The sequence below is a fragment of the Winogradskyella sp. genome, assembly GCF_028289625.1.
Lineage (GTDB): Bacteria > Bacteroidota > Bacteroidia > Flavobacteriales > Flavobacteriaceae > Winogradskyella.
Window position 1 is genome coordinate 1 of sequence record NZ_JANQOM010000012.1, and the last position, 26,408, is coordinate 26,408.

The window sequence follows — 26,408 nt, forward strand, 5'->3', positions numbered from 1 at the left end:
TTTTATTGTTTCGATTTTGGCGAGAGCATCAGCTTCTTTTTTCTTTTCCGAAGCTACAACTTGCTCTGGGGCATTGTTTACAAAACGCTCATTAGCTAATTTTTTTTGAATAGATTTTAAGAACCCTTGCGTATAATTTAGCTCTTCTGTTAACTTCTTAATTTCTGCATCGACATCGATACTGCCTTCGATCGGAATAAAGTATTCATTAGATTTAACGCGAAGCGTCAAAGCACCTTCAACAGCTTTCGATATATATTCGAAACTCTCAAGATTTCCCATTTTTGAAATCACTTCATCGAAAGTAGGTTTCACACTTTCATTATTAACCACCAAAAGACTAATCTTGTTCTTGAAAGCAATATTTTTTTGCTTTCTAATATTCCGGATTCCAGAAATAACTTCAGAGGCAAAATCAAATTCGGAAATTAATTGCGCATTAATCGGCTTAGATTCTGGCCAAGTAGAGATAATCAAAGCTTCTTTTGGTGAACGTATTTCAATAAATTGCCAAATCTCCTCAGTTAGGAATGGCATAAACGGATGAAGGATTTTTAGATTATTTTCAAATAACCCTATCACTTGATTATAGGTGATTTCATCAATTGGCTTTTGATAAGCTGGCTTTACAATTTCCAATAACCAAGATGCAAAGTCATCCCAAATAAGCTTATAAGTAGCCATAAGTGCATCGCTTAAGCGATACTTACTAAAGTGGTCTTGTATCTCTGCGATGGTTTTCTGGAATTTAGACTCAAACCATTTAATTGCAATCTTGCTTGAGTTTGGTTGGGCAATAGTAGCATCTACACCCCAACCTTTTACTAGTCTAAAGGCATTCCAAATTTTATTGGCAAACTGCTTTCCCTGTTGACACAAAGCTTCATCGAACATTAAGTCATTTCCTGCGGCCGAACTTAAAAGCAATCCAACCCTAACGCCATCTGCTCCATAAGCTTCAATAAGCTTAAGAGCATCTGGTGAATTCCCTAACTGCTTACTCATTTTGCGGCGTTGCTTATCTCTTACCAATCCTGTGAGATATACATTTTCAAAAGGACGTTCGCCTTTATACTCATAACCCGCAATGATCATACGTGCCACCCAAAAGAACAAGATATCCGGACCAGTGACCAAATCGTTTGTAGGGTAATAGTAACCTATTTCTTCATTTTCAGGATTACGAATACCATCAAATACACTAATTGGCCACAACCAAGAGCTAAACCAAGTGTCTAACACATCATAATCTTGCCTTAAATCTGAAGCTTGTAGCTCTGGGTTCATTATTCTTTCTTTAGCTAATCCAAGTGCTTCTTCAATGGTCTCTGCAACCACGAAATCTTCTTTTCCATCACCATAGTAATAGGCAGGAATCTGCTGACCCCAAAGTAATTGTCGTGAAATATTCCAATCGCGAATATTCTCCATCCAATGGCGGTAGGTATTTTCAAATTTCTTGGGGAATAATTTTACTGCAGCAGTCTTTAGAACGGCATCCTTAGCTGGTTCTGCTAAATCTTTCATTTTTAAAAACCATTGATCGCTCAAACGTGGTTCGATGATGGCTTTTGTACGTTCAGAAATACCAACTCGATTGTTATAATCCTCAATTTTTTCAATTTGCCCAAGTTCTTCAAGCTCTTTTACAATTCCCTTTCGAACAACAAAGCGGTCTAGTCCTTCATAATGCAATCCATAACTATTAAGTGTGGCATCTTCATTAAAAATGTCAATTACTTCTAAATTGTGCTTATCTCCTAAAACCTTATCGTTTTCATCATGGGCTGGTGTAACCTTTAAACAACCTGTACCAAATTCAACATCTACATAGTCATCCTCAATAATTGGAATTACTCGGTTACAAATTGGTACTATCGCTTTTTTCCCTTTTAAATTTTGATGTCTTGGATCCTCAGGGTTTATACAAATAGCGGTATCACCAAGAATAGTTTCGGGACGCGTTGTAGCGATTGTCAAAGTATCTTCAGATCCTTCAATTTTGTAATTGACATAATAAAGCTTGCCTTGTTTTTCGATATATTCAACCTCTTCATCAGATAGTGTGGTCTTAGCTTCTGGATCCCAATTGACCATTCTGTAACCACGATAAATCAAGCCTTTGTTGTATAAATCCACAAATACTTTGATAACGGCTTCTGACATATCGTCATCCATCGTGAATTTTGTTCGATCCCAGTCACAGGAACAACCTAACTTTTTAAGTTGTTCTAAAATCACACCACCGTATTCTTCTTTCCATTCCCAGGCATGCTTTAAGAACTCTTCACGCGTTAAATCATTTTTATCTATTCCTTCTGCTTTAAGCTTAGCAACTACTTTAGCCTCTGTAGCAATAGAGGCATGGTCTGTTCCAGGTACCCAACACGCATTCTTTCCTAATAGTCTGGCACGTCTAATCAATACATCTTGTATGGTATTATTTAGCATATGACCCATGTGTAACACACCCGTTACATTTGGAGGAGGTATTACAATGGTATAGGGCTCTCTTTCGTCTGGTGTAGAGTGAAAATAGTTGTGCTCCATCCAGTAGTCGTACCACTTTTCTTCTACTGATAATGCGTTATATTTAGATGGGATATCCATATTTTGGTATCGTTTTTGCTAAGTAACTGACAAAAGTACTTATATTTCTTTTTTTGAAAAATTATTAGGTGTTTATTATGAGTTAAAAACTTCAAATACTGTTAAATGCTATGTAATACATCTAATTAATTTTGACGACAATAAAAAAGTAAGTAGTTTTGATAATCAATTAAAAACTAAAATGATGAAAAATTTAATAGTTATTTTGTTTGTAGGATTAATCGGTTTAGGTGCTTTCGCTCAAGATAAGAAAGTAGCAAAAATTGAGTTCAAAACTGATGTTATCGACTATGGTACAATTGAAAAAGGGGCTGATGGAGTTAGAACTTTTGAATTTACCAATACAGGAAACGCACCTTTAATCATCTCTAATGTAAAATCTACATGTGGATGCACTGTTCCAAAAAAGCCTAAAGGACCAATTATGCCTGGCGAAAGTGGAGAAATCGAAGTAAAATATGATACTAATAGAGTGAATCCTATTAGAAAAACAATTACTGTAATTTCTAACGCTGAGACTCCTACTGTAGCACTTAAAATAAAAGGACTAGTCGTAGATCCTAATAAGACAAGTGTTTTAGAGAAGAAAGAAAAAAGTATGATTGAGCAATAAATATCGATTATCATTTACCGCACAGTGAGCGCTCAATTTGAGCGCTCATTTTTTTTAAATACATCGTCTAGCTTAAATCTAAATATCATTTTTTTCCCTTCACGCTCTACCTCTAGCCTAACATTTTTTCCTGTTTTACCGTGAAAAACAGCATTTATTTCTGGTAGCTTATAGTCATAAACCTCATTTCCATTAACACTTATTAGAATATCACCTACCCTAAGTCCAGAGATAAAAGCACTAGATGTCTCTCTCAATTCAACGACTTTGTATATTGGTTTTAGAGCTATTCTATAATCTACGGAAAAATCAATTTGTATAGGTCTACTGGTGTCGACGTTAGAATTGGAATTATAATTGCCTCTATCGGTAATTTTAATTTTTTCTCTTACAAAACGTGTTCCATTGTACTCTAAAACGATTCCGCTATTATTGTAGGTAAACGAATCTTTAAACCGAGCGTTTTTTTTTAGATACAGTTTATTGTTTTCATAATCGAAAAATAAGTTGAATCGTTTTAAAATATCTCCACCTAGACTCCCATTTCTTTCTTTATAAATCCTTGCTAAATCAACAGATAGAGTATCTGGATAGGCTACGTTAACATCTTCTAAAACAAAAGAACTTAACTCAAAAGCATTAATTCTGGATCTTTTACCATAAACTGAGCCGCTGAGCCCTTTCCCCAAATAGTCTCTAAAAAACAAATCGTTATTGGGCACTAAACCTTTTCTTTCATCTTCAAACAACCATAGTGCATCACTGCTACCAGTATCTATAAGAAGCTTAACGGGTTTCTGATTATTGTTGATAGTAACTGCAGCATTAACATAAGGTTTGCTTTTATGGATATCGATGGGTATTGACTTCCATTTTTTTGAAGTTTTTGGCTTAAACCCTTTGGTCTTATGAAGCCTAATATATTTAGAACTATAATTAACCTCCACAACAAAATCCTTAAACAAATCATAGCCAATTATACCATGCACCAAAACACCAAGTCTTGGTGTAAAGTTTATTGTTTTATCGAACACCACATACAAATCCTTATTAAGGCCAACCGCATCACCAATTTGAAATCTATTACTACTAGACTTCAGTGCCTTCAGTTTGCCATCACCTCCTAATCCTTGTAGGTAAAAGGTTTTTGTATTTTTTAGGTCTAGAGAATCGCGCTCCGTTAAATTGAATAAAATAGGTTTTCTCACTCCTGTATCGAGAACAAAAGATAACGAGACTCCATTAATTTCTACTGGAATAATAATTAGGTTACTCGCAAATTCAAAGTTGATTTTTTTACTAACATCATTCTTAAGAAAGAACTCACCTTGAGCAACTAATAACCATTGATTTAAGCTCAAAACAAATATGAATATCGACTTAAATAATAGTTTCAATTTTAATTCATTTTAAATGAAGTTACAAATCTTTATGTTACTATATATTTTAAGCATCATTTTTTACATAAACTTTAAGAAATTTCAGAACTTAGCACTTTAAAACCATAGCGATGCCAAAAATTTCAAAAAAGGGGATTGATATGCCCGAATCACCAATTAGAAAATTGGTGCCTTATGCAGAAGAAGCTCATAAACAAGGAAAAACTGTTTATTACCTCAATATAGGCCAACCAGACATAAAAACTCCAACGGTAGCCTTAAATGCTATTAAAGAAATTACTTTAGACGTCTTAGCATATTCTAGATCTGAGGGATCTGAAACTTACAGAAAGAAAATTGCAGAATATTATGGTCGCAACGATATCAGCATTACTCATAACGATATCATCGTAACCACGGGAGGCAGTGAAGCTTTGTTATTCGCTTTTGGAAGTATCATGGATCAGGATGATGAAATTATTATCCCAGAACCTTTTTATGCTAACTACAATGGCTTTTCAACATCTTCAGGTATTAATGTCGTTCCAGTGATATCAAAAATCGAAAATAACTTTGCCTTACCACCTATTGAGGAATTCGAGAAATTGATCACTTCAAAGACTAAAGCTATTCTCATTTGTAATCCAGGCAATCCAACAGGCTATTTATATTCTAAAGAGGAAATCAAAAAATTAGCAGCAATAGTTAAAAAACACGATTTATTTTTGATTGCCGATGAAGTATATAGAGAATTTGTATACGATGGTATTTCACATTATTCCATTCTCGAAGAACCAGGATTAGAAGAACACGCCATTGTTATTGATTCGGTTTCGAAACGCTATAGCATGTGTGGTGCACGAATCGGCTATTTAGTCTCTAAAAACAAAGACGTTATCAATACTGCGTTAAAATTTGCCCAAGCGAGATTGAGCCCACCAACATTAGCCCAAATTGCCAGCGAAGCGGCTTTAGATACACCGCAAAGTTACTTCGATGATGTTGCGGAAGAATACGTTAGACGTAGAAACACACTCATTGAAGGTTTAGAAAACATTCCAGGTGTAAAAGTTGCTAAACCAAATGGAGCATTTTATTGCATTGCCCAACTACCAGTAAAAAATTCTGATGACTTTGCGAAATGGCTCTTAGAGTCCTTTGATTATGAAAATAGTACAGTTATGGTAGCACCTGCTGCAGGCTTCTACTCTACACCAAATGTTGGTTTAAATCAAATTAGAATTGCTTATGTACTAAACGAGGATAGCCTAAAGGTGGCTATTAAGATTTTAGAAGAGGCATTAAAGGTATATAAGGACTAATGGTGGTTGAAAACGTTTCCTTAAAACCATACAACACCTTTGGCATTGATGTCAACGCTAAGTTCTTTTGTAACGTCTCGACTGTAGATGAGCTTAAACATCAACTTGTAAAACAAAGTAACAATCCCATTTTCATACTTGGTGGCGGAAGCAATATGCTACTTACTAAAGATATTGAAGCATTAGTGCTACATATCAACCTTAAGGGCATTGAAATATTAAGCGAATCGGAAGACAAGGTCATTGTAAAAGCTATGGCTGGCGAGAACTGGCATGAGTTTGTACTTTGGTGTCTAAAGCATAACTATGGTGGCGTGGAAAACCTTTCGTTAATTCCTGGAAACGTAGGTACTGCTCCTATTCAAAATATTGGTGCTTATGGTGTGGAACTTAAAGACGTCTTTGTGAGTTGCGAAGCCATTAATATTCAAAATCAAACCACAAAAACATTCACCAAGGACGACTGTAAATTTAAGTACCGAGAGTCTGTATTCAAGCAAGAATTAAAGGGTCAATATATTATTACAAGTGTCACCCTTGAGTTGGCAAAAACCAATCATCAACTACATACAGATTATGGTGCCATAAAACAGGAGTTAGAAAATTCAGGTATTATGCAAGCAACCATTAAAAATGTTTCTGACGCTGTCATTGCCATAAGACAAAGTAAATTACCTGATCCAAAAGACATTGGCAATAGTGGCAGCTTTTTCAAAAACCCAGTCATTAGCAAAAAACAATTCAAAAAATTACTGGAAAACTTTCCAGAAGCTCCCTCTTACAAAGTTTCTGACGAATTAATAAAAGTACCTGCTGGTTGGCTCATTGAAAAAGCCGGTTTTAAGGGAAAGCGTTTTAATAATTATGGTGTACACAATAAACAAGCGTTGGTTTTAGTTAATTATGGCAGCGCAAAAGGCAGTGATATACATCAATTGGCACAATTGATTCAGAAAACCGTAAAAAGAATCTTTGATATCACTATTGAGACTGAAGTGAATATCTTATGAAAATGCTAAAATTTGTATTACGGCTTTTTGCAAAATACCTTTAACTTCTACAGTATTTAAGTATATTTACCAGTATAAGTCCTCTTTAGTATATTTAAAAATCCAATAAACGATTTTAACATTTTGGGCACAACACCAACAGAGCAAAAAATTATCGATTTACTTGAAAAAGGCGATAAGCGTGCTTTGAATTTACTTTACGAAAACTATTCTAACAGTCTTTATGGTGTTATTTTAAAAATCGCCATAAATGAAGAAATCGCCGAAGACGCTTTGCAGGAAACTTTCGTAAAAGTATGGAAGAATGCTCATAAATACGACCCAAGTAAGGCTAAGTTATTTACTTGGCTGTTCCGAATAGCACGTAATACAGCTATCGATAAACTAAGAAGTTTTAACAATCGTTATCAAAAAGAAGTCCAAATCGATACTTCTAACGTATATATCTTACCATCAAGCAATTTAAATCAAGATGTTTTGGATATTAAAGAGCATGTTGGGCGACTAGAAGAAAAGTATCAAATTGTGCTCGATGCCTTATTTTTTCAAGGCATGACGCAGCAAGAAGCGAGTGAAGAATTAGATATTCCTCTAGGTACTATAAAGTCGAGATTAAAAATAGGATTACGAGAACTTAAAAAAGTTTACAATCCATAAAAGAATTTATATGGAAACAAAATTACATAGCTTTTTAAATTCTAACTTACTAAACAAGTATTTGGTAGGTGAAACTTCCCGTGAAGAAACCAAGGAAGTGGAATTTTTTATTAATAATTATCCTGAAGCCGCTGAGGCTTACGAAAAGCTTCAGAAGAATTTAGAACTAATTGCCAAGGCAGGTGCAGTGGATGTTCCTAATCATATATTGGGGAATATTTTAAAAGCTCTAGAAGAAACTAACGATACTAAGGTTATTCAATTGGTACAGAACAAAAAAACACCTTGGTATAGTATTGCTGCTACTGCAGCTGCTGTATTATTTGCTGTATCAACATTCTTCTTATATCAGAAAAATATGGGCTTGATGGATGAAAATAATATTGTAGTTGAAGAGATTTATGACTTAAGAAGCGATATAGAAAAGAACAATGAGATGTTGACAGAACTATCCATTGAATTGAATAAATTAAATAATCCTGATGCTAAAAAATATGTGATTAGTGGTAACGAACGTGCCAAGAATTTAAAAACTGTAGCATATATAAATCCTGTTGAAAAAACATCCATGATTGATGTTATTACACTTCCGCAGTTACCCGAAAATCACCATTATCAAATTTGGGCTGAGCTACAAGACAGAATGGTTAATTTAGGTATCTTAGACGAATCTGACCGTAAGCTAAAACCAATTCCATATATGGAAGACGCTTTAGCCTTGAGTATTAAAATAGGAAAAGATGGTGATGAAACTAACGAGAACAATACTGAGGTGGCAGAAATCTCACTAAAGGATAATAAGCAATAGCTTTTTATAAATTAAAACAGGCACTTAGTTAAGTGCCTGTTTTTTATTCTTCCATTTGTGGGTTATTCTTTTTCAAAAAAAGCCTTGTGTATAATTCCACCCAAAATTGCACCTGCAATAGGAGCCACCCAAAACAACCAAACCTGAGACATGTAAGCCCCTTCAGCAAAAATTGCTTGACTTAAAGATCTTGCAGGATTAACCGATGTATTGGTTATAGGAATACTTATCAAATGGATTAGAGTTAATGCCAAACCTATGGCTATAGGTGCAAATCCCTTTGGTGCTCTAGCATTAGTACTTCCTAAGATAACTAATAAGAAAAATGCGGTTAATATAACTTCGGCCAAAAGAGCAGACATTATTCCATAACCCTCTGGGGAAAGTTCTCCATAGCCATTAGCGGCAAAACCTCCTACAGTTTCAAAATCGGATTTACCTGAAATAATGAGGTATAATACACCAGCAGCAGCAATGGCACCAACAACTTGGGCGATAATATAGCCGATTAAATCCTTGGCTTCAAATTTTCCTCCAGCCCAAAGACCGAGAGATACAGCAGGATTAAAATGACCGCCAGAAATATGACCAACGGCATAAGCCATGGTTAATACTGTTAAACCAAAAGCCAACGCAACTCCTACAAAACCGATACCTAAATCTGGAATTCCAGCAGCAAAAATAGCGCTGCCACAACCACCAAATACAAGCCAAAATGTTCCAAAAAACTCAGCAAATAATTTTTTCATAATTAATAATTAGTTAGTTAATAAATGTTTAATATACAATGTGACACAAGATTTGCGTATTAAGTCACATGAGCATTAGGGCAAGAAATAAATGTAAAAGCATTATCTTTGCACTAAATTTAATGATAAATATGAAATTATTACTTCTCACCCTCGGAATGTTAGCATTGGCTATAGCAGGAATAGCTATTAAACTTTGGGCCAAAAAGGATGGAGAATTTGCTGGCACTTGTGCTAGTCAAAACCCAATGCTTAACAGAGAGGGAGAAGCTTGTGGTTTTTGTGGAAAAACCCCTGATCAATTCAAAGACTGTAAAGAACCTCAACATTCATAAGCTTCAATGAGCTTTACAGCAATACTTTTCTTTGCTTTTGTTGTTATTGTTGTTATTCAAATCATTTATTATTTCGTCTTCTTTTTTTCTTTTGCCATTAAGTCTGAAGACATACGCTTAAAGAAGCATATTCCTGTTTCTGTTATTATATGCGCTAAAAACGAAGCTGAGAATTTAGAAAACAACCTTCCTTTAATCCTTGAGCAAGCATATACAAACTTCGAATTGGTCTTAATCAATGATGGCTCTTCTGATGAAACATTGGAAGTGATGAAAAAGTTTAAAGCAAAAAATGATATCATAAAAATTGTCGATGTAAAGACCAATGAAACGTTTTGGGGAAATAAAAAATACGCGCTAACACTCGGAATCAAAGCATCCACAAATGATTTTTTAGTGTTTACAGACGCCGATTGTAAGCCCAGCTCAGATAAATGGTTAGCGCATATAAGTAGTAGGTTCTCTAATGAAAAAGCTATTGTTTTGGGGTATGGGGCATACGCTAAAAAGAAATTTTCTTTTTTAAATCAATTGATACGTTTTGAAACCGTATTCACTGCTTTACAATACTTTTCTTATGCCAAATTAGGCTTGCCTTACATGGGAGTGGGCAGAAATATGGCATATCGAAAAGAGGTCTTTTTCAATAATAATGGGTTTAATAGTCATATGGCTCTAAAATCTGGAGATGACGATTTATTTATCAACGAAATCGCAAATCATTCAAATACAGAAATTTGTGTTACTAAAGAGAGCTTTACTATCTCAGAGCCCAAAACGTCATTCAAAGATTGGGTTTTACAAAAACGTAGGCATATAAGTACAGCTAAATTCTATAAAGCTAAGCATCAATTATTATTAGGCCTGTTTTATGTTTCACAACTTTTATTTTGGATTTTAGCTGTCTTATTGCTTATACTAAACTATAATTGGCAATGGCTTTTAGCACTGATTGTATTACGCTTTGCTATACAGCTATTGAGTTTTGGTTTTACTGCAAAAAAACTCAACGAAGCTAATCTTATCTTTTCTACTCCTGCTCTGGAATTATTTTTAATTAGTACACAATTAATTATCTTTATTGCTAATCTAATAGCTATACCGAAACATTGGAAATAAAAGACGCAATTCACAAAGCCAGACAAAATGATCAGATTGCGTTTAATTTTCTCTTGGACACCTTCTGGAATGATGTGTATGCCTTTCAGTTAAAACGTACACAAAATGAAAATGATGCTGAGGATATTACCATTCAGACCTTTTCGAAAGCTTTTGACAAAATCAGTACCTATAATGAAGATTACAAGTTCAAAACTTGGCTTATCACTATCTCAAAAAATATTCATATTGATTTGATCAGAAAACAGAAAAAAACGATTCGTAATACCTCTAAAGATAGTGAAGATAGCTTCTTAGAAATCATTGACGATTCCCCTACTCCCGAAGACAAAATTATTACGGAACAGAATCTCGCAAAACTACTTAGAGATATAAAAAAATTGAAACCACATTATCAAGAAGTAATTAATCTTAGATATTTTCAAGAACTAAGCTATAAGGAGATATCCGAAGAGCTTAAAGAACCCATAAATAATGTTAAGGTAAAATTATTAAGAGCAAAAAAACTTCTAGCTGCTATCATTACTAAAGCATAATGTTCTCTCAACTTAAAAAATTAGGGCCAGGATTATTGTTTGCTGGAGCAGCAATTGGAGTATCGCATTTGGTACAGTCTACCAGAGCTGGAGCTGATTTTGGGCTAGGCTTATTATGGGCTTTATTACTGGTAAATCTATTTAAGTATCCCTTTTTTCAATTCGGACCGAGATATGCGTCAGCCACTGGCGAGAGCTTATTGGAAGGCTACCATAAATTAGGCAAAGGAATTTTAATTGCTTATTTCATACTCAATCTCGCAGTAATGTTTACCATTCAAACAGCAGTAACTATAGTAACCGCTGGTTTGGCCAACTCGCTTTTTGGAGATATTAGTTTTTTAAATTTTGGAATTGAAAGCATAAGCAGTATCGAAATTTGGACTATCGTAATTCTTTGTCTTTGTTTATTCATTCTTTTTTTGGGAAAATACAGCACTTTAGACAAACTCATTAAGGTTATCATTGTAATATTGACTATAAGTACTTTAGTGGCTGTATATTTTGCATTTACTGAATTTGATGCACCTGTTACTTACACTCAAATCTTCCCTGAAAACAAAGTAGAAACAATTTTTCTAATCGCTTTTATGGGTTGGATGCCAGCACCACTTGATATTTCTGTATGGCACTCAATTTGGGCTGTAGAAAAGAAAAAAGATGAAGGTAAATTTTCACCAAAAATTGCATTGCTTGATTTTAATATAGGATACATCGGAGCAATCATCTTAGGAATTGTATTTGTTTGCCTAGGCTATTTTGTAATGTTTAATACAGGAGAAACCTTTAGTGATAAAGCAGCCATATTTTCAAATCAGTTGATCGCTTTATATGCTAAAAGTTTAGGCAATTGGGCCTATGTTTTTATCGGAATTGCAGCTTTCACAACCATGTTTAGCACTACGATAACCACATTGGATGCCTCGCCAAGAGCAATGTCTAAAACTTTAGAATTACTTGTAAATAAAACCCACAAAAATGGGTATTTGTTTTGGATTTTAATTTTGGTTTTTGGTACCATTCTTATTTTTTTTGCGTTTGCTTCAGAAATGGGTCTATTGGTTAAAATAGCTACGATTCTCTCCTTTGTAACTGCACCATTCTATGCCATTATCAATTACAAGTTAATCTCCAGTAAACACACACCCAAAGCTTGGAGGCCCAGTTTATTTCTACACATTTTATCTTGGGCAGGCATACTTTTTTTAATTGGATTTAGTATTTGGTACCTAACCATATTGTGAAAATTTTAATTAATTACTTTGTATCTTTGCTTTCTGAAATTGAAAATGAATGGAAACGAAAGTTGCTTCAAATATTTTACCCGAACGAAAACCAAAATGGTTACGCGTTAAATTACCCACAGGCAAAAAGTATACTGAACTTAGAAGTCTTGTTGATAAATACAAACTGAACACCATTTGCACCTCAGGAAGTTGCCCTAATATGGGCGAATGTTGGGGAGAAGGTACTGCAACTTTTATGATTTTAGGTAATATTTGTACACGCTCGTGTGGATTTTGTGGTGTAAAAACAGGTCGTCCGGAAACCGTTGATTGGGATGAACCAGAAAAAGTAGCACGTTCCATCAAAATCATGCAAATAAAACATGCGGTTCTAACAAGTGTAGATAGAGACGACCTTAAGGATATGGGAAGCATCATGTGGTCAGAAACCGTGAAAGCGGTTCGCAGAATGAATCCTAAGACAACTCTTGAAACGTTAATCCCGGATTTTCAAGGAGTAGAAAAGCATATCGACAGAATTATCGACGTCGCTCCAGAAGTGGTATCCCATAATATTGAAACCGTAAGGCGATTAACTCGCGAAGTGAGAATACAGGCCAAATATGACCGAAGCATGGGAGTTCTAAAATATCTCAAACAACAAGGTCAGCGAAGAACAAAATCTGGCATTATGCTCGGTTTAGGTGAGGCGCGTGAAGAAGTTATAGAAACACTGCACGATTTAAGAGAAAACGATGTTGATGTGGTAACTATTGGCCAATATCTTCAACCGAGTAAAAAACACTTACCTGTAAAACGCTTCATTAATCCCGATGAATTTGATGAGTATAAAGCCATTGGCTTAGAACTAGGTTTTAGACATGTAGAAAGTAGTGCTCTTGTTAGATCGTCTTACAAAGCGCAAAAACATATCAATTGATGATTAAGGTTGCCATCAATGGATTTGGTAGAATTGGTCGTCGTGTTTTTAGGTTAGCACTTCAACATCCTCAAATAACTATAGTAGCAATAAATGATATAGCAGATGCTAAAACCTTAAGTCATTTATTAAAATATGATAGTATTCATGGAGTTCTAAATCATAATGTTTCTTACAATGACCATCAAATCATTATAGATGATATAAGGATTCCACTATATAATGAATCCCATCCAAAATCAATTAATTGGAAGACCGTTGAACCGGATTTTGTTATTGAAGCATCAGGCAAATTTAAAACTGAGCCAGAACTTCAATATCATATTAGCAATGGAGCCAAGCAGGTTATTTTATCTGTTCCACCTGTAGAAGAAAATATAAAAACCATCGTATTAGGTGTTAATGACAATACCATTGATGGTTCAGAAGATATTATATCCAATGCCTCGTGCACTACTAATAATGCTGCACCGATGATGGCTCTGATTAAGAAATACTTTGGCATTGAACAGGCCTATATTACCACAGTTCATTCTTACACTACCGACCAAAGCTTACACGATCAACCGCATCGTGATTTAAGACGTTCTAGAGCAGCTGGCCAATCCATCGTACCAACAACTACTGGAGCTGCGAAAGCTTTAACCAAGATTTTTCCAGACCTATCGGAAGTTATAGGAGGCTGTGGTATAAGAGTTCCTGTGGCCAATGGCTCATTAACAGATATTACAATCAATGTAAAGAAGAACACTACGATAGAAGAAGTTAATAATATCTTTAAAACGGCTTCAACTTCTCATTTAAAAGGTATTCTAGAATATACTGAAGACCCTATAGTTTCTATTGATATTGTCGGAAATCCCCATTCATGTATTTTCGATTCTCAAATGACTTCTGTCATCGGAAACATGATAAAAATAGTGGGCTGGTACGATAATGAAACAGGGTATAGTTCAAGAATTTTAGATTTAATTTGCAATTTATCGGATAAAAAAGCACTTTTGTCGAATAAATAATTATATTTGTTCTAATAAAGTAAGCTGAAATGTCCCGAATCAAATATTACATATTTGTTTTTTTAGCATGTTTTTGTAGTCTGATTTTCGCCCAAGAAGATGAGGTCCAAGATACGGACTTGCTTGCTATGAGGTTACAAGAACGCTTGAGTCAAGCAAAGCTGGAAAGTGACCGTGCAGATTATTACAACGCACTGGGCAATCTTGATAAGGCTTTGGATATTGCTAAAAAAATTGACGATAAAAAGAATCAAGGTATTATCCATACTAAGATTGCGAAAGTAAGGTACTTGGTCGGCGAAACGGACAAAGCCTATGTATCGTTAAATACCGCAATTCAACTCCAACGTGAAAACAACGATTATGCTAATCTTGCAATTAGTTACAATATTAAAGGGGTTATCTATAGTACTAAAGCGCAATATACAGACGCTTTAGAATACTATAATTCTGCAAAAAATCTTTTTGAACAGGAGGACCTAGAGGAATATATTTCAGAAGTGACCTTAAATGAGGCTAAAGCGTACATAGCCTTAAATCGATACGACGAAGCTAAAGCCCAATTAGAAAAGACAATAATCATATCCAAAAAATATGACCAAAGGCGACGACTAAGTAGTGCATTAATACAGACCGGAAAAGTCTCTAGCGCGCTTAACAGTAATGACTTGGCTTTATCACAAGTAGAAGAAGGCCTTTCTATTGCAAGAGCTTATAATATTGCAGAAAATATAAACGAAGCATATCTCACATTAAGCGATATTCATAAGGCACGAGGTGACTACAAAAATTCTTACGAATACATTACAAGGCATATAAAATTATCTGACTCAATATTGGATGTTAAACGCGAAAATTTAGCACCAGGTATTACCAGTCAATCTATTAGCAAGTATAAAGATGCGCAAAACGCACAGCTAAAAGAGCAAATAGAAGAAGTGAGTGCCGAAAGTAATTTTACAAGGATCACAACTATTTTAAGTATCGCGCTCATTACCATCTTATCGCTTTTAACCTTGTCATTATATAAAAACAATAATATAAGGTTAAAGACCAATAATATGCTTCACAAGAAAAATGATGAACTTATTGTTGCTAAAGAGAAAGCCGAGTTGGCCTCTAAAACCAAAGCAAATTTCTTATCTACTGTTACACATGAGCTCCGCACACCACTCTATGCTGTAACAGGCTTAACAAATATGCTCTTAGATGAAAAGCCAAAAGAACACCAGATACCGCATTTAAAATCCCTTAAGTTTTCTGGTGACTATTTGTTGACTTTTATTAACGATATTCTTCAAATCAATAAGATTGAAGCCAATAAGGTTGAGCTCGATCCAGAAATATTCAACCTTAAAAACAAAATAGAAAATGTAATGTCCGCACTCTCTAATTCTGCAAAGGATAATGGCACAGACTTACATTTTGACTATGAAGACGGGTTGCCAGAAACCTACAATGGCGACCAATTAAAAATTTCCCAAATCTTAATTAACCTACTTGGAAATGCTATTAAGTTCACAAAAGATGGTGACATCTGGGTAAGAGTGTACAAAATCAATAAAAAAGACGATAAGTACAGATTACGCTTCGAAATTGAGGACAATGGCATTGGTATTACAAAAGAAAAACAAGATGAAATGTTTGAGAGCTTCTCTCAAGGCTCTGTACAAATTAACCGTAAGTATGGCGGCACTGGTCTTGGTTTATCTATTGTAAAAGGGCTTATTAAAATTTTAAAAGGAAAAATCTATTTAAAGAGTGAACTTGGTAAAGGCACCACTTTTTTCTTTGAAATTCCTTTAGAAAAAGCTGAAAAGATTGAAGCACCTAAAAAAGTAGAAGAAACTAAACAAGCTAATAAAATGGAAGATTTGGATTTAAGTGATGTGAAAATTTTAGTTGTCGAAGACAACAAAATCAATCAGATGATTACCAAAAAGATACTCAACAAAATGGGGCTTTACTGTGATGTGGTAGATAATGGTGAAGCTGCTGTAGAACAGGTTAAATCCACAGAATATAAAGTGGTATTAATGGATATTCATATGCCAGGAATAAGTGGGTTGGAGGCTACAAAAATCATCAGAACTTTCGACAAGGATTTGGTCATCTTTGCGCTAACCGCAGTAACTCTAGAAGATAAAATGCATGAGTTTGGTGAAGCAGGATTCAATGATATTATCTCTAAACCATTTAAACAAGAAGATTTTGAAGGTAAGCTTTACGATGTGCTTTCAGGGAAAGAAGTCGTTTCAAGTTTCTTTTAAATCCACAAATGATTTGATAGCATTATCAAAATCATCTGAGTTATCTATAGCGACTTCTATAGGTAGGTAATATAAGTTAGGCTCCAAAATTTCGTTATCAGATAGTCGTACATAATCCTTTTCTGTAGTAATTATCAATCCTTTGTTAGATAACATCTCAATATCATTAGGTTTAAAACTATAATGATCCGGATATTCAATATGATTAAACTTTAATTGTTGCTTTTCTAAAAATTCAACCAATGGTTTTGCATTGGCAATTCCAGTGACCAGAGTAAAATTTGGCAAGGTAATCAAGTCTATCTTACCGTGTTTAGAAATAACATCTTTAGCATAATCAACATGACTGAAAAATAATTTTTGCTCTGGCTTAATTTTTAATTTTATAACTATTTTGTTTTTTTCAGCCTCAGACATATCAGTAGGGCATTTAGTGACAATAATAATATCGGCACGCTTAGCACCAGAACGCGGTTCTCTCAAATTCCCGGTAGGTAAAACAATGTCATCAGCATATAGATTACTATATGTGGTGAGTAGAAGATTCAATCCAGCCTTCACCCTTCTATGTTGGTAGGCATCATCCAATAAAATAACTTCAGGTTTATCCTCTAAAGATAATAGTTGGCTAATCCCATTTTGACGATTACCATCAACCGCTACTTTTATATCTTTAAACTTTCTGAAGAATTGAAAGGGTTCATCTCCTATAGTATCCGCGGTAGCATCTTCATCTCCTAAAACAAAACCTTCTGTAATTCGCTTGTAGCCTCTGCTCAATGTTGCTACTGATTTTTGATCTTTCAGCAATCGAATTAAATACTCAATCATTGGTGTCTTTCCTGTGCCACCAGTACTGAGATTACCTACACAAATAGTGGGAATTTCGTATGATTTTGAGGACATGATACCCTTGTCGTATAGCCAATTACGTATCCAAGTCACAAAAAAGTAAATAGGCACAATAGGAAACAATATGATACGGATAAACTTCACGAGACTAAAATATGTATTTTTGAAATAAATATGCACTTATGACTGTTCAAGATGTAATTAATCAACTACACGACTTAGCACCATTAGCTTACGCTGAAGACTTTGATAATGTCGGACTTTTGGTGGGAGATAAAAATCAAAATGTATCAGGAGTTCTAGTAACACTAGATACTTTAGAAACTGTTGTAGACGAGGCCATTGAAAACAACTGTAATCTCATCGTTAGCTTCCACCCTATCATCTTCAAAGGTCTAAAAAAACTAACCGGAAAGACCTATGTAGAACGCGTTGTAATCAAAGCCATTCAGCACAATATCGCCATCTTTTCCATCCATACCGCTTTAGACAATGCCTTACAAGGTGTCAATTCAATAATTTGTGACCAATTGGAATTACAAAACAAAAAAATCTTAATCCCTCAATCTGGTACAGTAAAGAAACTCCAGACCTATGTGCCAAAAAGCCAAGCTAAAGCGTTACGAACTGCGTTATTTAATGCTGGTGCAGGTAATATAGGCAATTACGATTCTTGTAGTTTTAATTTTGATGGAGATGGCACCTATAGAGGTAATGAAAATTCAAATCCTTCAATTGGTGAAAAGGGAGAACTGCATACCGAAAATGAAACAGCAGTTTCTGTAGTATTTAAAAAACATTCTGAATCTAAAATTATAAGAGCCTTATTTAAAACACATCCTTATGAGGAAGTTGCCTATGAGATAACCACCTTAGACAACACCAATCCATATATTGGAATGGGTATGGTTGGTGAACTCACCAAACCAATGGACGCAAAAGCATGCTTGGAGTATGTTAAAGAAAGAATGCATACACCTTTTGTACGTCACTCAAAATTATTGGATAGGCCCATTAAAACAATTGCAGTACTTGGTGGCTCAGGAAGTTTTGCCATTGGTGCGGCAAAGGCTTCAGGTGCAGATCTTTTTGTTACGGCTGATCTTAAATATCATGACTTCTTCAGTGCCGAAAACGACATCGTATTGGCAGATATTGGGCATTATGAAAGCGAACAATTCACAAAATCATTTTTAGTAGACTATCTCTCGAAAAAAATTACTAATTTTGCAATCATTTTATCAAAGACAAATACAAATCCGGTAAAGTATTTATAATTATGGCCAAAAAAGCTGAAGCTACTGTAGAAGAACGTTTAAGAGCCTTGTACGATTTACAATTAATTGATTCTAGAGTAGATGAAATAAGAAATGTTAGAGGAGAACTTCCGTTAGAAGTTAGGGATTTAGAGGATGAAGTCGAAGGGCTTAATAAAAGATTAGAGAAACTAAATGATAGTCTTGCTGTTATTGATGAAGAAATTAAAGGCAAAAAGAATTTAATCGAAGAGGCTAAAGCTTTAATTAAAAAGTACAGTGAGCAGCAGAATAACGTTAGAAATAACAGAGAATACAATTCACTAACCAAAGAGATTGAATTTCAGGAATTGGAAATTCAATTAGCCGAAAAGCATATCAAAGAATTTAAGGCACAGATAGAGCAGAAAAAAGAGGTTATCTCTGAAACCAAAGACCGCCTAAAAGATCGTAATGCACACCTTAAGCACAAAAAAGGTGAACTAAACGAAATCCTTAAGGAAACTGAAAAAGAAGAAGAGGCCTTATTAGCAAAGTCTGATGAATTCCAAAAGAAGATTGATGAGCGTCTAGTAAAAGCTTATGTTAGAATTAGAAACAACGTGAAGAATGGTCTTGCTGTCGTTGCCATAGAACGTGGAGCTTCTGGTGGTTCTTTCTTTACGATACCTCCACAAGTTCAAGTTGAGATTGCTTCTCGTAAAAAAGTAATTACGGATGAGCACAGTGGTCGTATCTTAGTAGATGCCGCATTAGCGGAAGAAGAAAAAGTAAAAATGGACAAATTATTTGCTAAATTGAGTAAATAAGTGTCTCTAAAAAATATTTCACAAACCCTGACAGTTATCGTCAGGGTTTTTTATTTAATAAAACTTTAAAGAAATTCATTTTAAGGAATCGTAATTTTACACGTCTATAGAAAAAGAAAAATAAATCTCAGGGTATCATTAATGAGATCCTGAAATAAATTCATGATAAATGAAGAAGTTACTTTATATTCTAAGCATTAGTTTACTATTTAGTTGCCAGAATCAGGCACAAATCAATCCAGAACAACAAAAAGTTATTGATGCTAATCCGGTTGAAGTACCCATAGAAAATGGGAAGGCCAAAGCCTATTTTGCAAGTGGTTGTTTTTGGTGTGTTGAGGCCATTTATGAAAGTGTAAAAGGAGTTGAGGAAGTCATTAGTGGCTATTCTGGTGGGTTTACCGAAAATCCAACATATGAAAAAAGCAATACTGGTAGAACAGGTCATGCTGAGGCTGTGGAAGTGATATACGATCCGGAGATTGTAAGTTTTGCATCTTTAGTCGATGTATATTTTGGCTCACAAAACCCAACACAGGTTAACGGACAAGGACCAGATAGAGGCTCACAATATCGATCCATCATTTTTTACCAAAACGACGAGCAAAAACAAATTATTGAGGACAAAAAAGAAGCATTAGCCAAGAAATTAGATACTAAGATTGCCGCAGAAATCTATCCATTTCAAAAGTTTTGGATTGCCGAAGCTTACCATCAAGATTTTGAAAAACGTAACCCAACCCAACGTTATATCAGAGCGGTTTCCATACCAAGATTAAATCGATTTAAAGCAAGATTTCCTGAGTTACTAAAAGACGAAGAAAAGCATTAATAAAAAAGCCAGTGAAAAGCACTGGTTTTTTTATTTTGTTTTGGTTGCCTTTATCTCAAATATCATTGGGAATAATTGATTCTTCATTCTATACATCCCATTGTCTTGTTTTATCAAATCAGGAAAGACATCATATGGACTTTCATCGTACTCATTTAAGTAATCAATTTGCAATCCTGCTTCAATAAGTGCATTGATTACTTCGCTTAAGCCATGATTCCAACCATACTCCTTACTTACCATCTTAGAGGCATTGTCAGCATAAGTCCCTTCATATTCTTCATAAATGACCTCATCTTGACTGTAATGGTATGTCATTTTTGGTTCACCATTAATATAATCGAACATCCAAAGAATAGGATGAAACTCTACGATATAAAACACGCCACCAACTTTCAAACGTTCAGCAATCATTTTAGCCCAAGGTTTTAAATCGGGTAACCAACCTATCACACCATAACTAGTAAAAATGATATCAAACGTTTTGGAAATGTGTTGCGATGTGTCCAAAACATTACAACAAACAAATTCAGCATCTAATTGCAATTCTTCGTTCAATTGCTGCGCTAACTCTATACCTTCATCACTTAAATCCACACCAACGCATTGAGCTCCCATTCTACTCCAGCTAAGTGTATCTTGACCAAAATGACATTGTAAGTGCAATAGGGACTTGCCCGAGACATCACCCAAAGCTTTTAATTCATATGGCATTAAAGAACTCTCACCAGCTTTAAAAGCTCCCATCTTATACATCTCACTTTGAGAGTGCACCGCTACTTTTTGATTCCAGGTAGCTTTATTAACCTCAAAATAATTAGTGTGATCCTTCATGGTTGATTAATTTTGCACCTAAATTAAAACTTCTTTTAGAATGAAATACATTACAACATTTATTATTTGTTTACTACTATTAACCTCATGCAAGTCTGAAAAAAAAGAGACTGTTACTGAAGAGGAAAGTAGAGACCTTACAATCGCAGAAAAAATAGCTAATGCACACGGTTTTGAAAACTGGAAGAATGTTTCTGAACTACAATTTACGTTTAAAGTCGATAGAGATACCATAAAAGGAAAAGGACGTTCTTGGGTGTGGAAACCTAAGGAAAACAAGGTGAAAATGACCGTTGGAAATGCAGTTGTAGAGTATTCAAGACGCCAAATAGATAGCGCGCATATCGGTGCCGATCGTGGTTTTATCAATGATAAATTTTGGCTTTTAGTGCCTTTTCAATTGGTTTGGGATACATCTGCAACAATTTCAGAGCCCAAGGAGATGGTATCACCTATAAAAAAGGACTCACTACAAATGATTACCTTAACCTATCCAAATGAAGGAGGTTATACACCAGGAGACGCTTACGACATTTTCTTTGACGGCAACTATATGATTAAGGAATGGGTATTTAGAAGAGGAAACTCTGAAAATCCTTCATTAACTACTACATTTGAAAACTATCAAGATTTTAACGGTATTAAGATTGCTATAGATCACAAACAAGAGGATGGTAACTGGAATTTAAACTTCGCCGACGTTAGCATAACATTAGAATAACATTTAACTTATTTTTTGGCATTACTTTATGTTACATAAAGTGTAAGTATATCGTCTTAATATCGACTTAGGTTTATAAATGATACATTTCCGCTTTACGCGTCTATATATTTTCACCTGCGCTTTGTTTTCAAAGCGCTTTTTTTATCCTCTAAAATCTTGCTTTACATGCGCACCATCACAGTAAGGCTTGTTTTCAGAAGCCCCACAACGGCAAAAAGCAGTTGTTCTGTTCTTGGTTTCTTCAAAACCATCCTTATGTGTCACTTTTAGAGTACCATAAACCAATAAAGGTCCGTTTTCCAAGACTTCTACTTTTGTCTCCAGACTTTGAGAAGTTTGGTCATCACTATTGGTCATATAATAACTTAGTGCACCTGATGGGCATTTTTTTATGGTGTTAATCAACTCATTTGTTGAAGCCGCATCAACATTTATCCATGGGCGTTCGTTAGGTTGAAACACATTTGGCAATCCATTAACACACATAGCTGAATGGATGCATTTTTCTGCTTCCCAAACCACAGTGACTTCGCCATTGCTATATTCTTTTATTTTACCCATAATTTATCTTTTTCTTTAAAGATAATTAAAATTATTATGCTTTAAAAATGGCTTTATCCTACCTTTTAAATCCTTATTTTTGTTACAAATCGAAAAAATCAATCTCACTTTGTCCGATTACAAACTTGGTCTAGATTACGCCAAACAACAAGATGCTCTAGACGAATTATCGAGCTACAGACAGCGATTTCATATTCCAAAAGATGACAATGGAAATGAACTCATTTATCTATGTGGTAATTCGCTCGGACTACAACCAAAATCAACAAAAGACTATATCAATCAAGAGCTTGAAGATTGGGCAAATTTGGGTGTTGAAGGTCACACTCAGGCTAAAAATCCTTGGATGCCATATCATGAGTTTTTAACTGAAGCCACGGCCAAACTTGTTGGTGCAAAACCCATTGAAGTGGTCACCATGAATTCACTGACTGCCAATCTTCATTTCATGATGGCGTCGTTTTATCAACCCACAAAAGAACGCTATAAGATTATTATAGAGAGTGATGCATTTCCATCAGACAAATATGCTGTAGAATCGCAATTACGTCACCATGGCTACGATGATAAAGAAGGACTAATTCTCTGGGAACCAAGAGCAAATGAGGAACTTTTACATTACGAAGATCTAGAACAAATCCTAGAAACTCAAGGTCATGAAATTGCCCTAATTATGATTGGTGGAGTCAATTACTACACAGGTCAGTTTTTTGATTTAAAACGCATCGCAGCACTAGGTCATAGTCACGGCTGTATGGTAGGTTTTGATTGTGCACACGGTGCAGGCAATGTTAATTTAGATTTACACAATTCTGGTGCTGATTTTGCCGTTTGGTGTACCTATAAATATCTAAATTCCGGACCTGGAAGTTTGTCTGGTTGTTTTGTTCACGAACGACATGCCTATAATAAAGATTTAAATCGATTAACGGGTTGGTGGAGCCACAATAAGGAAACACGTTTTAATATGCGAGATGAGTTTGATGTATTGCCCGGAGCCGAAGGTTGGCAATTAAGTAATCCACCAATTCTTTCTATGGCAGCCATAAAAGCGTCTTTAGATTTATTTAATGAAGCGGGTATGGAAAAGCTTTTGAACAAATCTCGAAAACTCACAGGTTACTTTGAGTTTTTATTGAAGAACCTTGGTGAAGATGTTATCCGAATTATCACACCAGAAAATCCTGACGAACGTGGTTGTCAATTATCCATACAGGTTTTAAATGCAGATAAGTCTTTATACCGCAAATTAACAGAATCTGGAGTTATAAGTGATTGGCGCGAACCCGATGTCATTAGATGTGCACCTGTACCCTTATATAATTCGTTTGAAGATGTCTATCAAATGGTTGAAAAAATGAAAGCGATTTTAAATGGATAGCCTCAACTATATCAATTCTCTGTTAAAAGGTGAATATATTGTTAAAATTGAGAAAGAATCTGAAATAGGGTTTTGGGATTGGCAGTACTTTAGTTGGTTGAGTTTTTTTATGAGCAGAAAAAAGGATTTATTATTAATTACTGAAGAAAGGATTGTTTACATGATTGGCAGCGAAATCATAAAAAATATAGAATACAATGATTTTTCTAAAATTACTTTTAATGTTATGACATCTCGAATTCATTTTACTGATTTAGAACATAGAAAACGCTACATTGGCTTAAACGATTTTAGAGTTACTTATGAAGAAATTCAATACTTGAAAAGTAAAATTAATGTGAAAAGTATAAATTGAACTTAATTTTTGAGTGCGGTTTTTTGTTATTCTTCAAAATAAAATGAACAAAACCAAACAAAAAATTAGATACTAAAATAAGTTCAAGATGAAAACATATGGAACAACAAAACATATTAATTATTGGAGCAGGACTATGCGGAAGTCTTTTGGCATTACGATTAGGCCAACGTGGTTATAATGTTACCGTTTATGAGATGCGCCCAGATTTACGCAAAACGGATATATCTGCTGGTCGTTCCATCAATTTGGCATTCTCAGATCGTGGCAACAAAGCTATAAAATTAGTAGGCATCGAAGACAAAGTGAAGGAGCTTTGTATTCCAATGAATGGACGCATGCTCCATGATAAAGAAGGGAATACATTTTTATCGAATTATAGTGGTCGAGAGTATGAGTATATCAACTCGATATCTAGAGGAGGTCTTAATGCATTACTATTAGATGAAGCTGAAAAACACGAAAATGTTGCTATACATTTCAATAAAAAATGCCTATCAGTAGACTTTGAAAAAACTACAGCATTGTTTCAAGACTACCATACCAAAGAGGAATTTGTTGAAGATGCAGATTGTATTATTGCAACTGATGGTGCTGGTTCAGCCTTACGACAAAGCTATTTTTTAGAAAAAAAGTTCCTCTTCAGTTTTTCCCAACAATGGTTAACCCATGGCTATAAAGAATTAAGTATTCTTCCAAACGACGATGGTAGCTATAAGACTTATAAAAATGCTCTGCATATTTGGCCTAGAGGCGATTTTATGGTGATTGCGCTCCCCAATTTAGACGGTAGTTTTACGGTGACTTTATTTCTGAGTTATGATGAAGGTGATTACAATTTTAATAACCTGACTACATCAGAAATTGTTACTGAATTCTTTGAAAAGGAATTCCCAGATGCCTTAACATTAATGCCAAATCTCGTTGAGGATTTTTTCGAAAACCCAACAGCACCTTTAGGAACCGTAAAATGTTCACCTTGGCATTATAAAGGCAATACGTTACTTATGGGAGATTCCGCACATGCTATCGTTCCGTTTTATGGCCAAGGCATGAATGCTTCTTTTGAAGACGTTGTAGTTTTTGATGAAGTTTTGGGTCAACATGAAGGTGACTGGGGAAAAGTCTTTTCAGAATACAATAAAATCAGAAAGAAAGATACAGATGCAATTGCTGATTTGGCTATTGATAATTTTCATGAAATGAAAGACCATGTTGCCAATCCTATTTTTCAAGAAAAACGAAAAATTGAAATGGCATTAGAGAAAGAGTTCCCAGAAGATTATTCTTCAAAATATAGTTTGGTGACCTTTAACGAACATATTGGTTATAGAGAAGCCATGATAAGAGGAAGAGCTCAAGACAAAGCCATATTGAACATGTTATCTGATGGTGTAATTTCTACTGAAGATGACATCAATGATATTTTAGATAAAGTAAAAACTGAAACTGAAGCAATTTTAGAAGATGATAGAATTGCTGGACTATAGAGATGTTTTTGTCATTCCGCACTTGATGCGGAATCCATTATAAATTGAAGTCAAATCAAAAAGATTCCTGCTTTCGCAGGAATGACAACTATTATGAGTAACAAAACCGTAACACCAAGAGGAGCCTATCCGCATGTAAAACAAATAGGAGATTTTATTTTCGTTTCTGGCACAAGTTCTAGACGCGCAGATAATACTATCGCAGGTGTAGATATTATTGATGAGATGGGTACCAAACGTTTAAATATTGAAACGCAAACCCGTGAGGTGCTTCAAAACATTGATAAGAACTTACAAAAAGTTGGTGCTTCTCTGAAAGATGTGGTTGATGTCACCTCATTTCTAGTAAACATGAACGACTTTGCAGGCTATAATAAAGCCTATGCAGAGTTTTTCGATAAGGAAACAGGTCCGGCAAGAACCACGGTGGCAGTACATCAGTTACCACATCCGGATTTGGTAGTGGAAATTAAAGTAATGGCATATAAGAAACAATAAAAATTGTCATTCCGCACGGTTCCACTGAGCGTAGTCGAAGTGCGATGCGGAATCCAAAAAATAGATTCCCGCCTGCGCGGGAATGACAAAATGGAAACAATAAAAAACTACATAAACGGTAACTTTCAAAACCCAATTCAAGAGAATTGGATAGACAATTACAATCCATCTAATGGTGAAGTATACGGTCAAATTCCTAATTCTTCAAAAGATGATGTAGAACAAG

General features: G+C 34.9%; 26 protein-coding genes. 20 read left to right on the top strand and 6 right to left on the bottom strand.

Features of this window, described 5'->3' with window-relative positions; all coding sequences use genetic code 11:
- Positions 1-2,610: valine--tRNA ligase (locus Q0992_RS02040; RefSeq protein WP_299519854.1), on the bottom strand; the 2,610-nt coding region annotated here is incomplete at its 3' end.
- 184 nt (positions 2,611-2,794) lie between these two features.
- Here Q0992_RS02040 and Q0992_RS02045 point away from each other — a divergent pair.
- Complete coding sequence (locus Q0992_RS02045) at positions 2,795-3,223, top strand: DUF1573 domain-containing protein (protein WP_299519856.1); 429 nt, start codon at positions 2,795-2,797, stop codon at positions 3,221-3,223.
- Between the two features lie 32 nt (positions 3,224-3,255).
- Here the strand turns inward: Q0992_RS02045 and Q0992_RS02050 are convergent, their stop codons facing one another.
- Positions 3,256-4,620, bottom strand: a complete 1,365-nt coding sequence (locus Q0992_RS02050; RefSeq protein ID WP_299519858.1) for an aspartyl protease family protein — start codon at positions 4,618-4,620, stop codon at positions 3,256-3,258.
- Between the two features lie 113 nt (positions 4,621-4,733).
- Between Q0992_RS02050 and Q0992_RS02055 the strand changes: the two genes are divergently transcribed.
- The 4 genes from Q0992_RS02055 to Q0992_RS02070 all read left to right on the top strand — a co-directional run bounded on the left by Q0992_RS02055 (position 4,734) and on the right by Q0992_RS02070 (position 8,399).
- Positions 4,734-5,924 carry a pyridoxal phosphate-dependent aminotransferase gene (locus tag Q0992_RS02055; protein WP_299519860.1) on the top strand — a complete coding sequence of 397 codons (1,191 nt, stop codon included), beginning with the start codon at positions 4,734-4,736 and terminating at the stop codon, positions 5,922-5,924.
- The gene (murB, locus tag Q0992_RS02060) at positions 5,924-6,934 is read left to right on the top strand and encodes a UDP-N-acetylmuramate dehydrogenase (protein ID WP_299519862.1); all 1,011 of its coding nucleotides are present in this window, start codon (positions 5,924-5,926) and stop codon (positions 6,932-6,934) included. Before Q0992_RS02055 ends, murB begins: the two co-directional genes overlap by 1 nt.
- Before the next feature lie 123 nt (positions 6,935-7,057).
- Entirely contained in the window at positions 7,058-7,591 is a 534-nt protein-coding gene (locus Q0992_RS02065) for a sigma-70 family RNA polymerase sigma factor (protein WP_299519864.1), read from the top strand.
- Positions 7,592-7,601: 10 nt separating this feature from the next.
- The gene (locus Q0992_RS02070; protein ID WP_299519866.1) at positions 7,602-8,399 is read left to right on the top strand and encodes an anti-sigma factor; all 798 of its coding nucleotides are present in this window, start codon (positions 7,602-7,604) and stop codon (positions 8,397-8,399) included.
- A gap of 62 nt (positions 8,400-8,461) precedes the next feature.
- On the opposite strand, the gene aqpZ is transcribed toward Q0992_RS02070, so the two are convergent.
- Positions 8,462-9,148 carry an aquaporin Z gene (gene aqpZ, locus Q0992_RS02075; protein ID WP_299519868.1) on the bottom strand — a complete coding sequence of 229 codons (687 nt, stop codon included), beginning with the start codon at positions 9,146-9,148 and terminating at the stop codon, positions 8,462-8,464.
- Between the two features lie 131 nt (positions 9,149-9,279).
- On the opposite strand from aqpZ, the gene Q0992_RS02080 reads away from it, so the two are divergent.
- Genes Q0992_RS02080 through Q0992_RS02110 form a run of 7 tightly spaced genes read left to right on the top strand, consistent with a single transcriptional unit; the run spans position 9,280 to position 16,590 of the window.
- Entirely contained in the window at positions 9,280-9,483 is a 204-nt protein-coding gene (locus Q0992_RS02080) for a membrane or secreted protein (protein WP_111682035.1), read from the top strand.
- A gap of 6 nt (positions 9,484-9,489) precedes the next feature.
- Positions 9,490-10,602, top strand: a complete 1,113-nt coding sequence (locus tag Q0992_RS02085; RefSeq protein WP_299519875.1) for a glycosyltransferase — start codon at positions 9,490-9,492, stop codon at positions 10,600-10,602.
- On the top strand, positions 10,593-11,138 hold the full coding sequence (locus tag Q0992_RS02090; RefSeq protein WP_299519878.1) for a sigma-70 family RNA polymerase sigma factor: 546 nt from the start codon (positions 10,593-10,595) through the stop codon (positions 11,136-11,138). The genes Q0992_RS02085 and Q0992_RS02090 overlap by 10 nt, the downstream gene beginning before the upstream one ends.
- On the top strand, positions 11,138-12,382 hold the full coding sequence (locus tag Q0992_RS02095; protein ID WP_299519881.1) for an Nramp family divalent metal transporter: 1,245 nt from the start codon (positions 11,138-11,140) through the stop codon (positions 12,380-12,382). The genes Q0992_RS02090 and Q0992_RS02095 overlap by 1 nt, the downstream gene beginning before the upstream one ends.
- Before the next feature lie 49 nt (positions 12,383-12,431).
- The gene (gene lipA, locus Q0992_RS02100; RefSeq protein WP_299519885.1) at positions 12,432-13,304 is read left to right on the top strand and encodes a lipoyl synthase; all 873 of its coding nucleotides are present in this window, start codon (positions 12,432-12,434) and stop codon (positions 13,302-13,304) included.
- Entirely contained in the window at positions 13,304-14,320 is a 1,017-nt protein-coding gene (gene gap, locus Q0992_RS02105) for a type I glyceraldehyde-3-phosphate dehydrogenase (RefSeq protein WP_299519888.1), read from the top strand. Before lipA ends, gap begins: the two co-directional genes overlap by 1 nt.
- Before the next feature lie 29 nt (positions 14,321-14,349).
- Positions 14,350-16,590: an ATP-binding protein gene (locus Q0992_RS02110; protein ID WP_299519890.1), complete on the top strand. Its 2,241-nt coding sequence runs from the start codon at positions 14,350-14,352 to the stop codon at positions 16,588-16,590.
- On the opposite strand, the gene lpxK is transcribed toward Q0992_RS02110, so the two are convergent.
- Complete coding sequence (lpxK, locus tag Q0992_RS02115; RefSeq protein WP_299519893.1) at positions 16,576-17,586, bottom strand: tetraacyldisaccharide 4'-kinase; 1,011 nt, start codon at positions 17,584-17,586, stop codon at positions 16,576-16,578. The genes Q0992_RS02110 and lpxK overlap by 15 nt on opposite strands.
- Before the next feature lie 38 nt (positions 17,587-17,624).
- Between lpxK and Q0992_RS02120 the strand changes: the two genes are divergently transcribed.
- The 3 genes from Q0992_RS02120 (at position 17,625) to msrA (ending at position 20,339) form a co-directional block, all read left to right on the top strand.
- On the top strand, positions 17,625-18,719 hold the full coding sequence (locus Q0992_RS02120) for a Nif3-like dinuclear metal center hexameric protein (protein WP_299519895.1): 1,095 nt from the start codon (positions 17,625-17,627) through the stop codon (positions 18,717-18,719).
- Positions 18,720-18,721: 2 nt separating this feature from the next.
- The gene (locus Q0992_RS02125) at positions 18,722-19,507 is read left to right on the top strand and encodes a C4-type zinc ribbon domain-containing protein (protein ID WP_299519898.1); all 786 of its coding nucleotides are present in this window, start codon (positions 18,722-18,724) and stop codon (positions 19,505-19,507) included.
- A gap of 169 nt (positions 19,508-19,676) precedes the next feature.
- The gene (gene msrA, locus Q0992_RS02130) at positions 19,677-20,339 is read left to right on the top strand and encodes a peptide-methionine (S)-S-oxide reductase MsrA (RefSeq protein WP_299519900.1); all 663 of its coding nucleotides are present in this window, start codon (positions 19,677-19,679) and stop codon (positions 20,337-20,339) included.
- Positions 20,340-20,369: 30 nt separating this feature from the next.
- Here msrA and Q0992_RS02135 read toward each other — a convergent pair whose 3' ends face one another.
- Positions 20,370-21,173, bottom strand: coding sequence for a bifunctional 2-polyprenyl-6-hydroxyphenol methylase/3-demethylubiquinol 3-O-methyltransferase UbiG (locus Q0992_RS02135; protein WP_299519903.1), 804 nt, complete (start codon positions 21,171-21,173; stop codon positions 20,370-20,372).
- A 40-nt stretch (positions 21,174-21,213) separates the two neighbouring features.
- On the opposite strand from Q0992_RS02135, the gene Q0992_RS02140 reads away from it, so the two are divergent.
- Positions 21,214-21,894, top strand: coding sequence for a hypothetical protein (locus tag Q0992_RS02140; protein ID WP_299519905.1), 681 nt, complete (start codon positions 21,214-21,216; stop codon positions 21,892-21,894).
- 144 nt (positions 21,895-22,038) lie between these two features.
- On the opposite strand, the gene Q0992_RS02145 is transcribed toward Q0992_RS02140, so the two are convergent.
- Entirely contained in the window at positions 22,039-22,458 is a 420-nt protein-coding gene (locus tag Q0992_RS02145; RefSeq protein ID WP_299519907.1) for a (4Fe-4S)-binding protein, read from the bottom strand.
- Between the two features lie 109 nt (positions 22,459-22,567).
- On the opposite strand from Q0992_RS02145, the gene kynU reads away from it, so the two are divergent.
- The 4 genes from kynU (at position 22,568) to Q0992_RS02165 (ending at position 26,182) form a co-directional block, all read left to right on the top strand.
- Positions 22,568-23,839, top strand: coding sequence for a kynureninase (kynU, locus tag Q0992_RS02150; RefSeq protein WP_299519915.1), 1,272 nt, complete (start codon positions 22,568-22,570; stop codon positions 23,837-23,839).
- Complete coding sequence (locus tag Q0992_RS02155; protein ID WP_299519909.1) at positions 23,832-24,194, top strand: hypothetical protein; 363 nt, start codon at positions 23,832-23,834, stop codon at positions 24,192-24,194. The genes kynU and Q0992_RS02155 overlap by 8 nt, the downstream gene beginning before the upstream one ends.
- Before the next feature lie 98 nt (positions 24,195-24,292).
- Complete coding sequence (locus Q0992_RS02160) at positions 24,293-25,684, top strand: NAD(P)/FAD-dependent oxidoreductase (protein WP_299519911.1); 1,392 nt, start codon at positions 24,293-24,295, stop codon at positions 25,682-25,684.
- 93 nt (positions 25,685-25,777) lie between these two features.
- Positions 25,778-26,182 (top strand): RidA family protein, encoded by a 405-nt coding sequence (locus tag Q0992_RS02165; RefSeq protein ID WP_299519913.1) that lies wholly within the window; start codon positions 25,778-25,780, stop codon positions 26,180-26,182.
- The last annotated feature ends 226 nt before the right edge of the window (positions 26,183-26,408 follow it).

Coding starts and splice junctions, on each gene's coding strand:
- Q0992_RS02045 (WP_299519856.1), top strand. CDS start 2,795: ATGAAAAATTTAATAGTTATTTTGTTTGTAGGATTAATCGGTTTAGGT.
- Q0992_RS02055 (WP_299519860.1), top strand. CDS start 4,734: ATGCCAAAAATTTCAAAAAAGGGGATTGATATGCCCGAATCACCAATT.
- murB (WP_299519862.1), top strand. CDS start 5,924: ATGGTGGTTGAAAACGTTTCCTTAAAACCATACAACACCTTTGGCATT.
- Q0992_RS02070 (WP_299519866.1), top strand. CDS start 7,602: ATGGAAACAAAATTACATAGCTTTTTAAATTCTAACTTACTAAACAAG.
- aqpZ (WP_299519868.1), bottom strand. CDS start 9,148: ATGAAAAAATTATTTGCTGAGTTTTTTGGAACATTTTGGCTTGTATTT.
- Q0992_RS02080 (WP_111682035.1), top strand. CDS start 9,280: ATGAAATTATTACTTCTCACCCTCGGAATGTTAGCATTGGCTATAGCA.
- Q0992_RS02085 (WP_299519875.1), top strand. CDS start 9,490: ATGAGCTTTACAGCAATACTTTTCTTTGCTTTTGTTGTTATTGTTGTT.
- Q0992_RS02095 (WP_299519881.1), top strand. CDS start 11,138: ATGTTCTCTCAACTTAAAAAATTAGGGCCAGGATTATTGTTTGCTGGA.
- lipA (WP_299519885.1), top strand. CDS start 12,432: ATGGAAACGAAAGTTGCTTCAAATATTTTACCCGAACGAAAACCAAAA.
- gap (WP_299519888.1), top strand. CDS start 13,304: ATGATTAAGGTTGCCATCAATGGATTTGGTAGAATTGGTCGTCGTGTT.
- Q0992_RS02110 (WP_299519890.1), top strand. CDS start 14,350: ATGTCCCGAATCAAATATTACATATTTGTTTTTTTAGCATGTTTTTGT.
- Q0992_RS02120 (WP_299519895.1), top strand. CDS start 17,625: ATGACTGTTCAAGATGTAATTAATCAACTACACGACTTAGCACCATTA.
- Q0992_RS02125 (WP_299519898.1), top strand. CDS start 18,722: ATGGCCAAAAAAGCTGAAGCTACTGTAGAAGAACGTTTAAGAGCCTTG.
- msrA (WP_299519900.1), top strand. CDS start 19,677: ATGAAGAAGTTACTTTATATTCTAAGCATTAGTTTACTATTTAGTTGC.
- Q0992_RS02135 (WP_299519903.1), bottom strand. CDS start 21,173: ATGAAGGATCACACTAATTATTTTGAGGTTAATAAAGCTACCTGGAAT.
- Q0992_RS02140 (WP_299519905.1), top strand. CDS start 21,214: ATGAAATACATTACAACATTTATTATTTGTTTACTACTATTAACCTCA.
- Q0992_RS02145 (WP_299519907.1), bottom strand. CDS start 22,458: ATGGGTAAAATAAAAGAATATAGCAATGGCGAAGTCACTGTGGTTTGG.
- Q0992_RS02155 (WP_299519909.1), top strand. CDS start 23,832: ATGGATAGCCTCAACTATATCAATTCTCTGTTAAAAGGTGAATATATT.
- Q0992_RS02160 (WP_299519911.1), top strand. CDS start 24,293: ATGGAACAACAAAACATATTAATTATTGGAGCAGGACTATGCGGAAGT.
- Q0992_RS02165 (WP_299519913.1), top strand. CDS start 25,778: ATGAGTAACAAAACCGTAACACCAAGAGGAGCCTATCCGCATGTAAAA.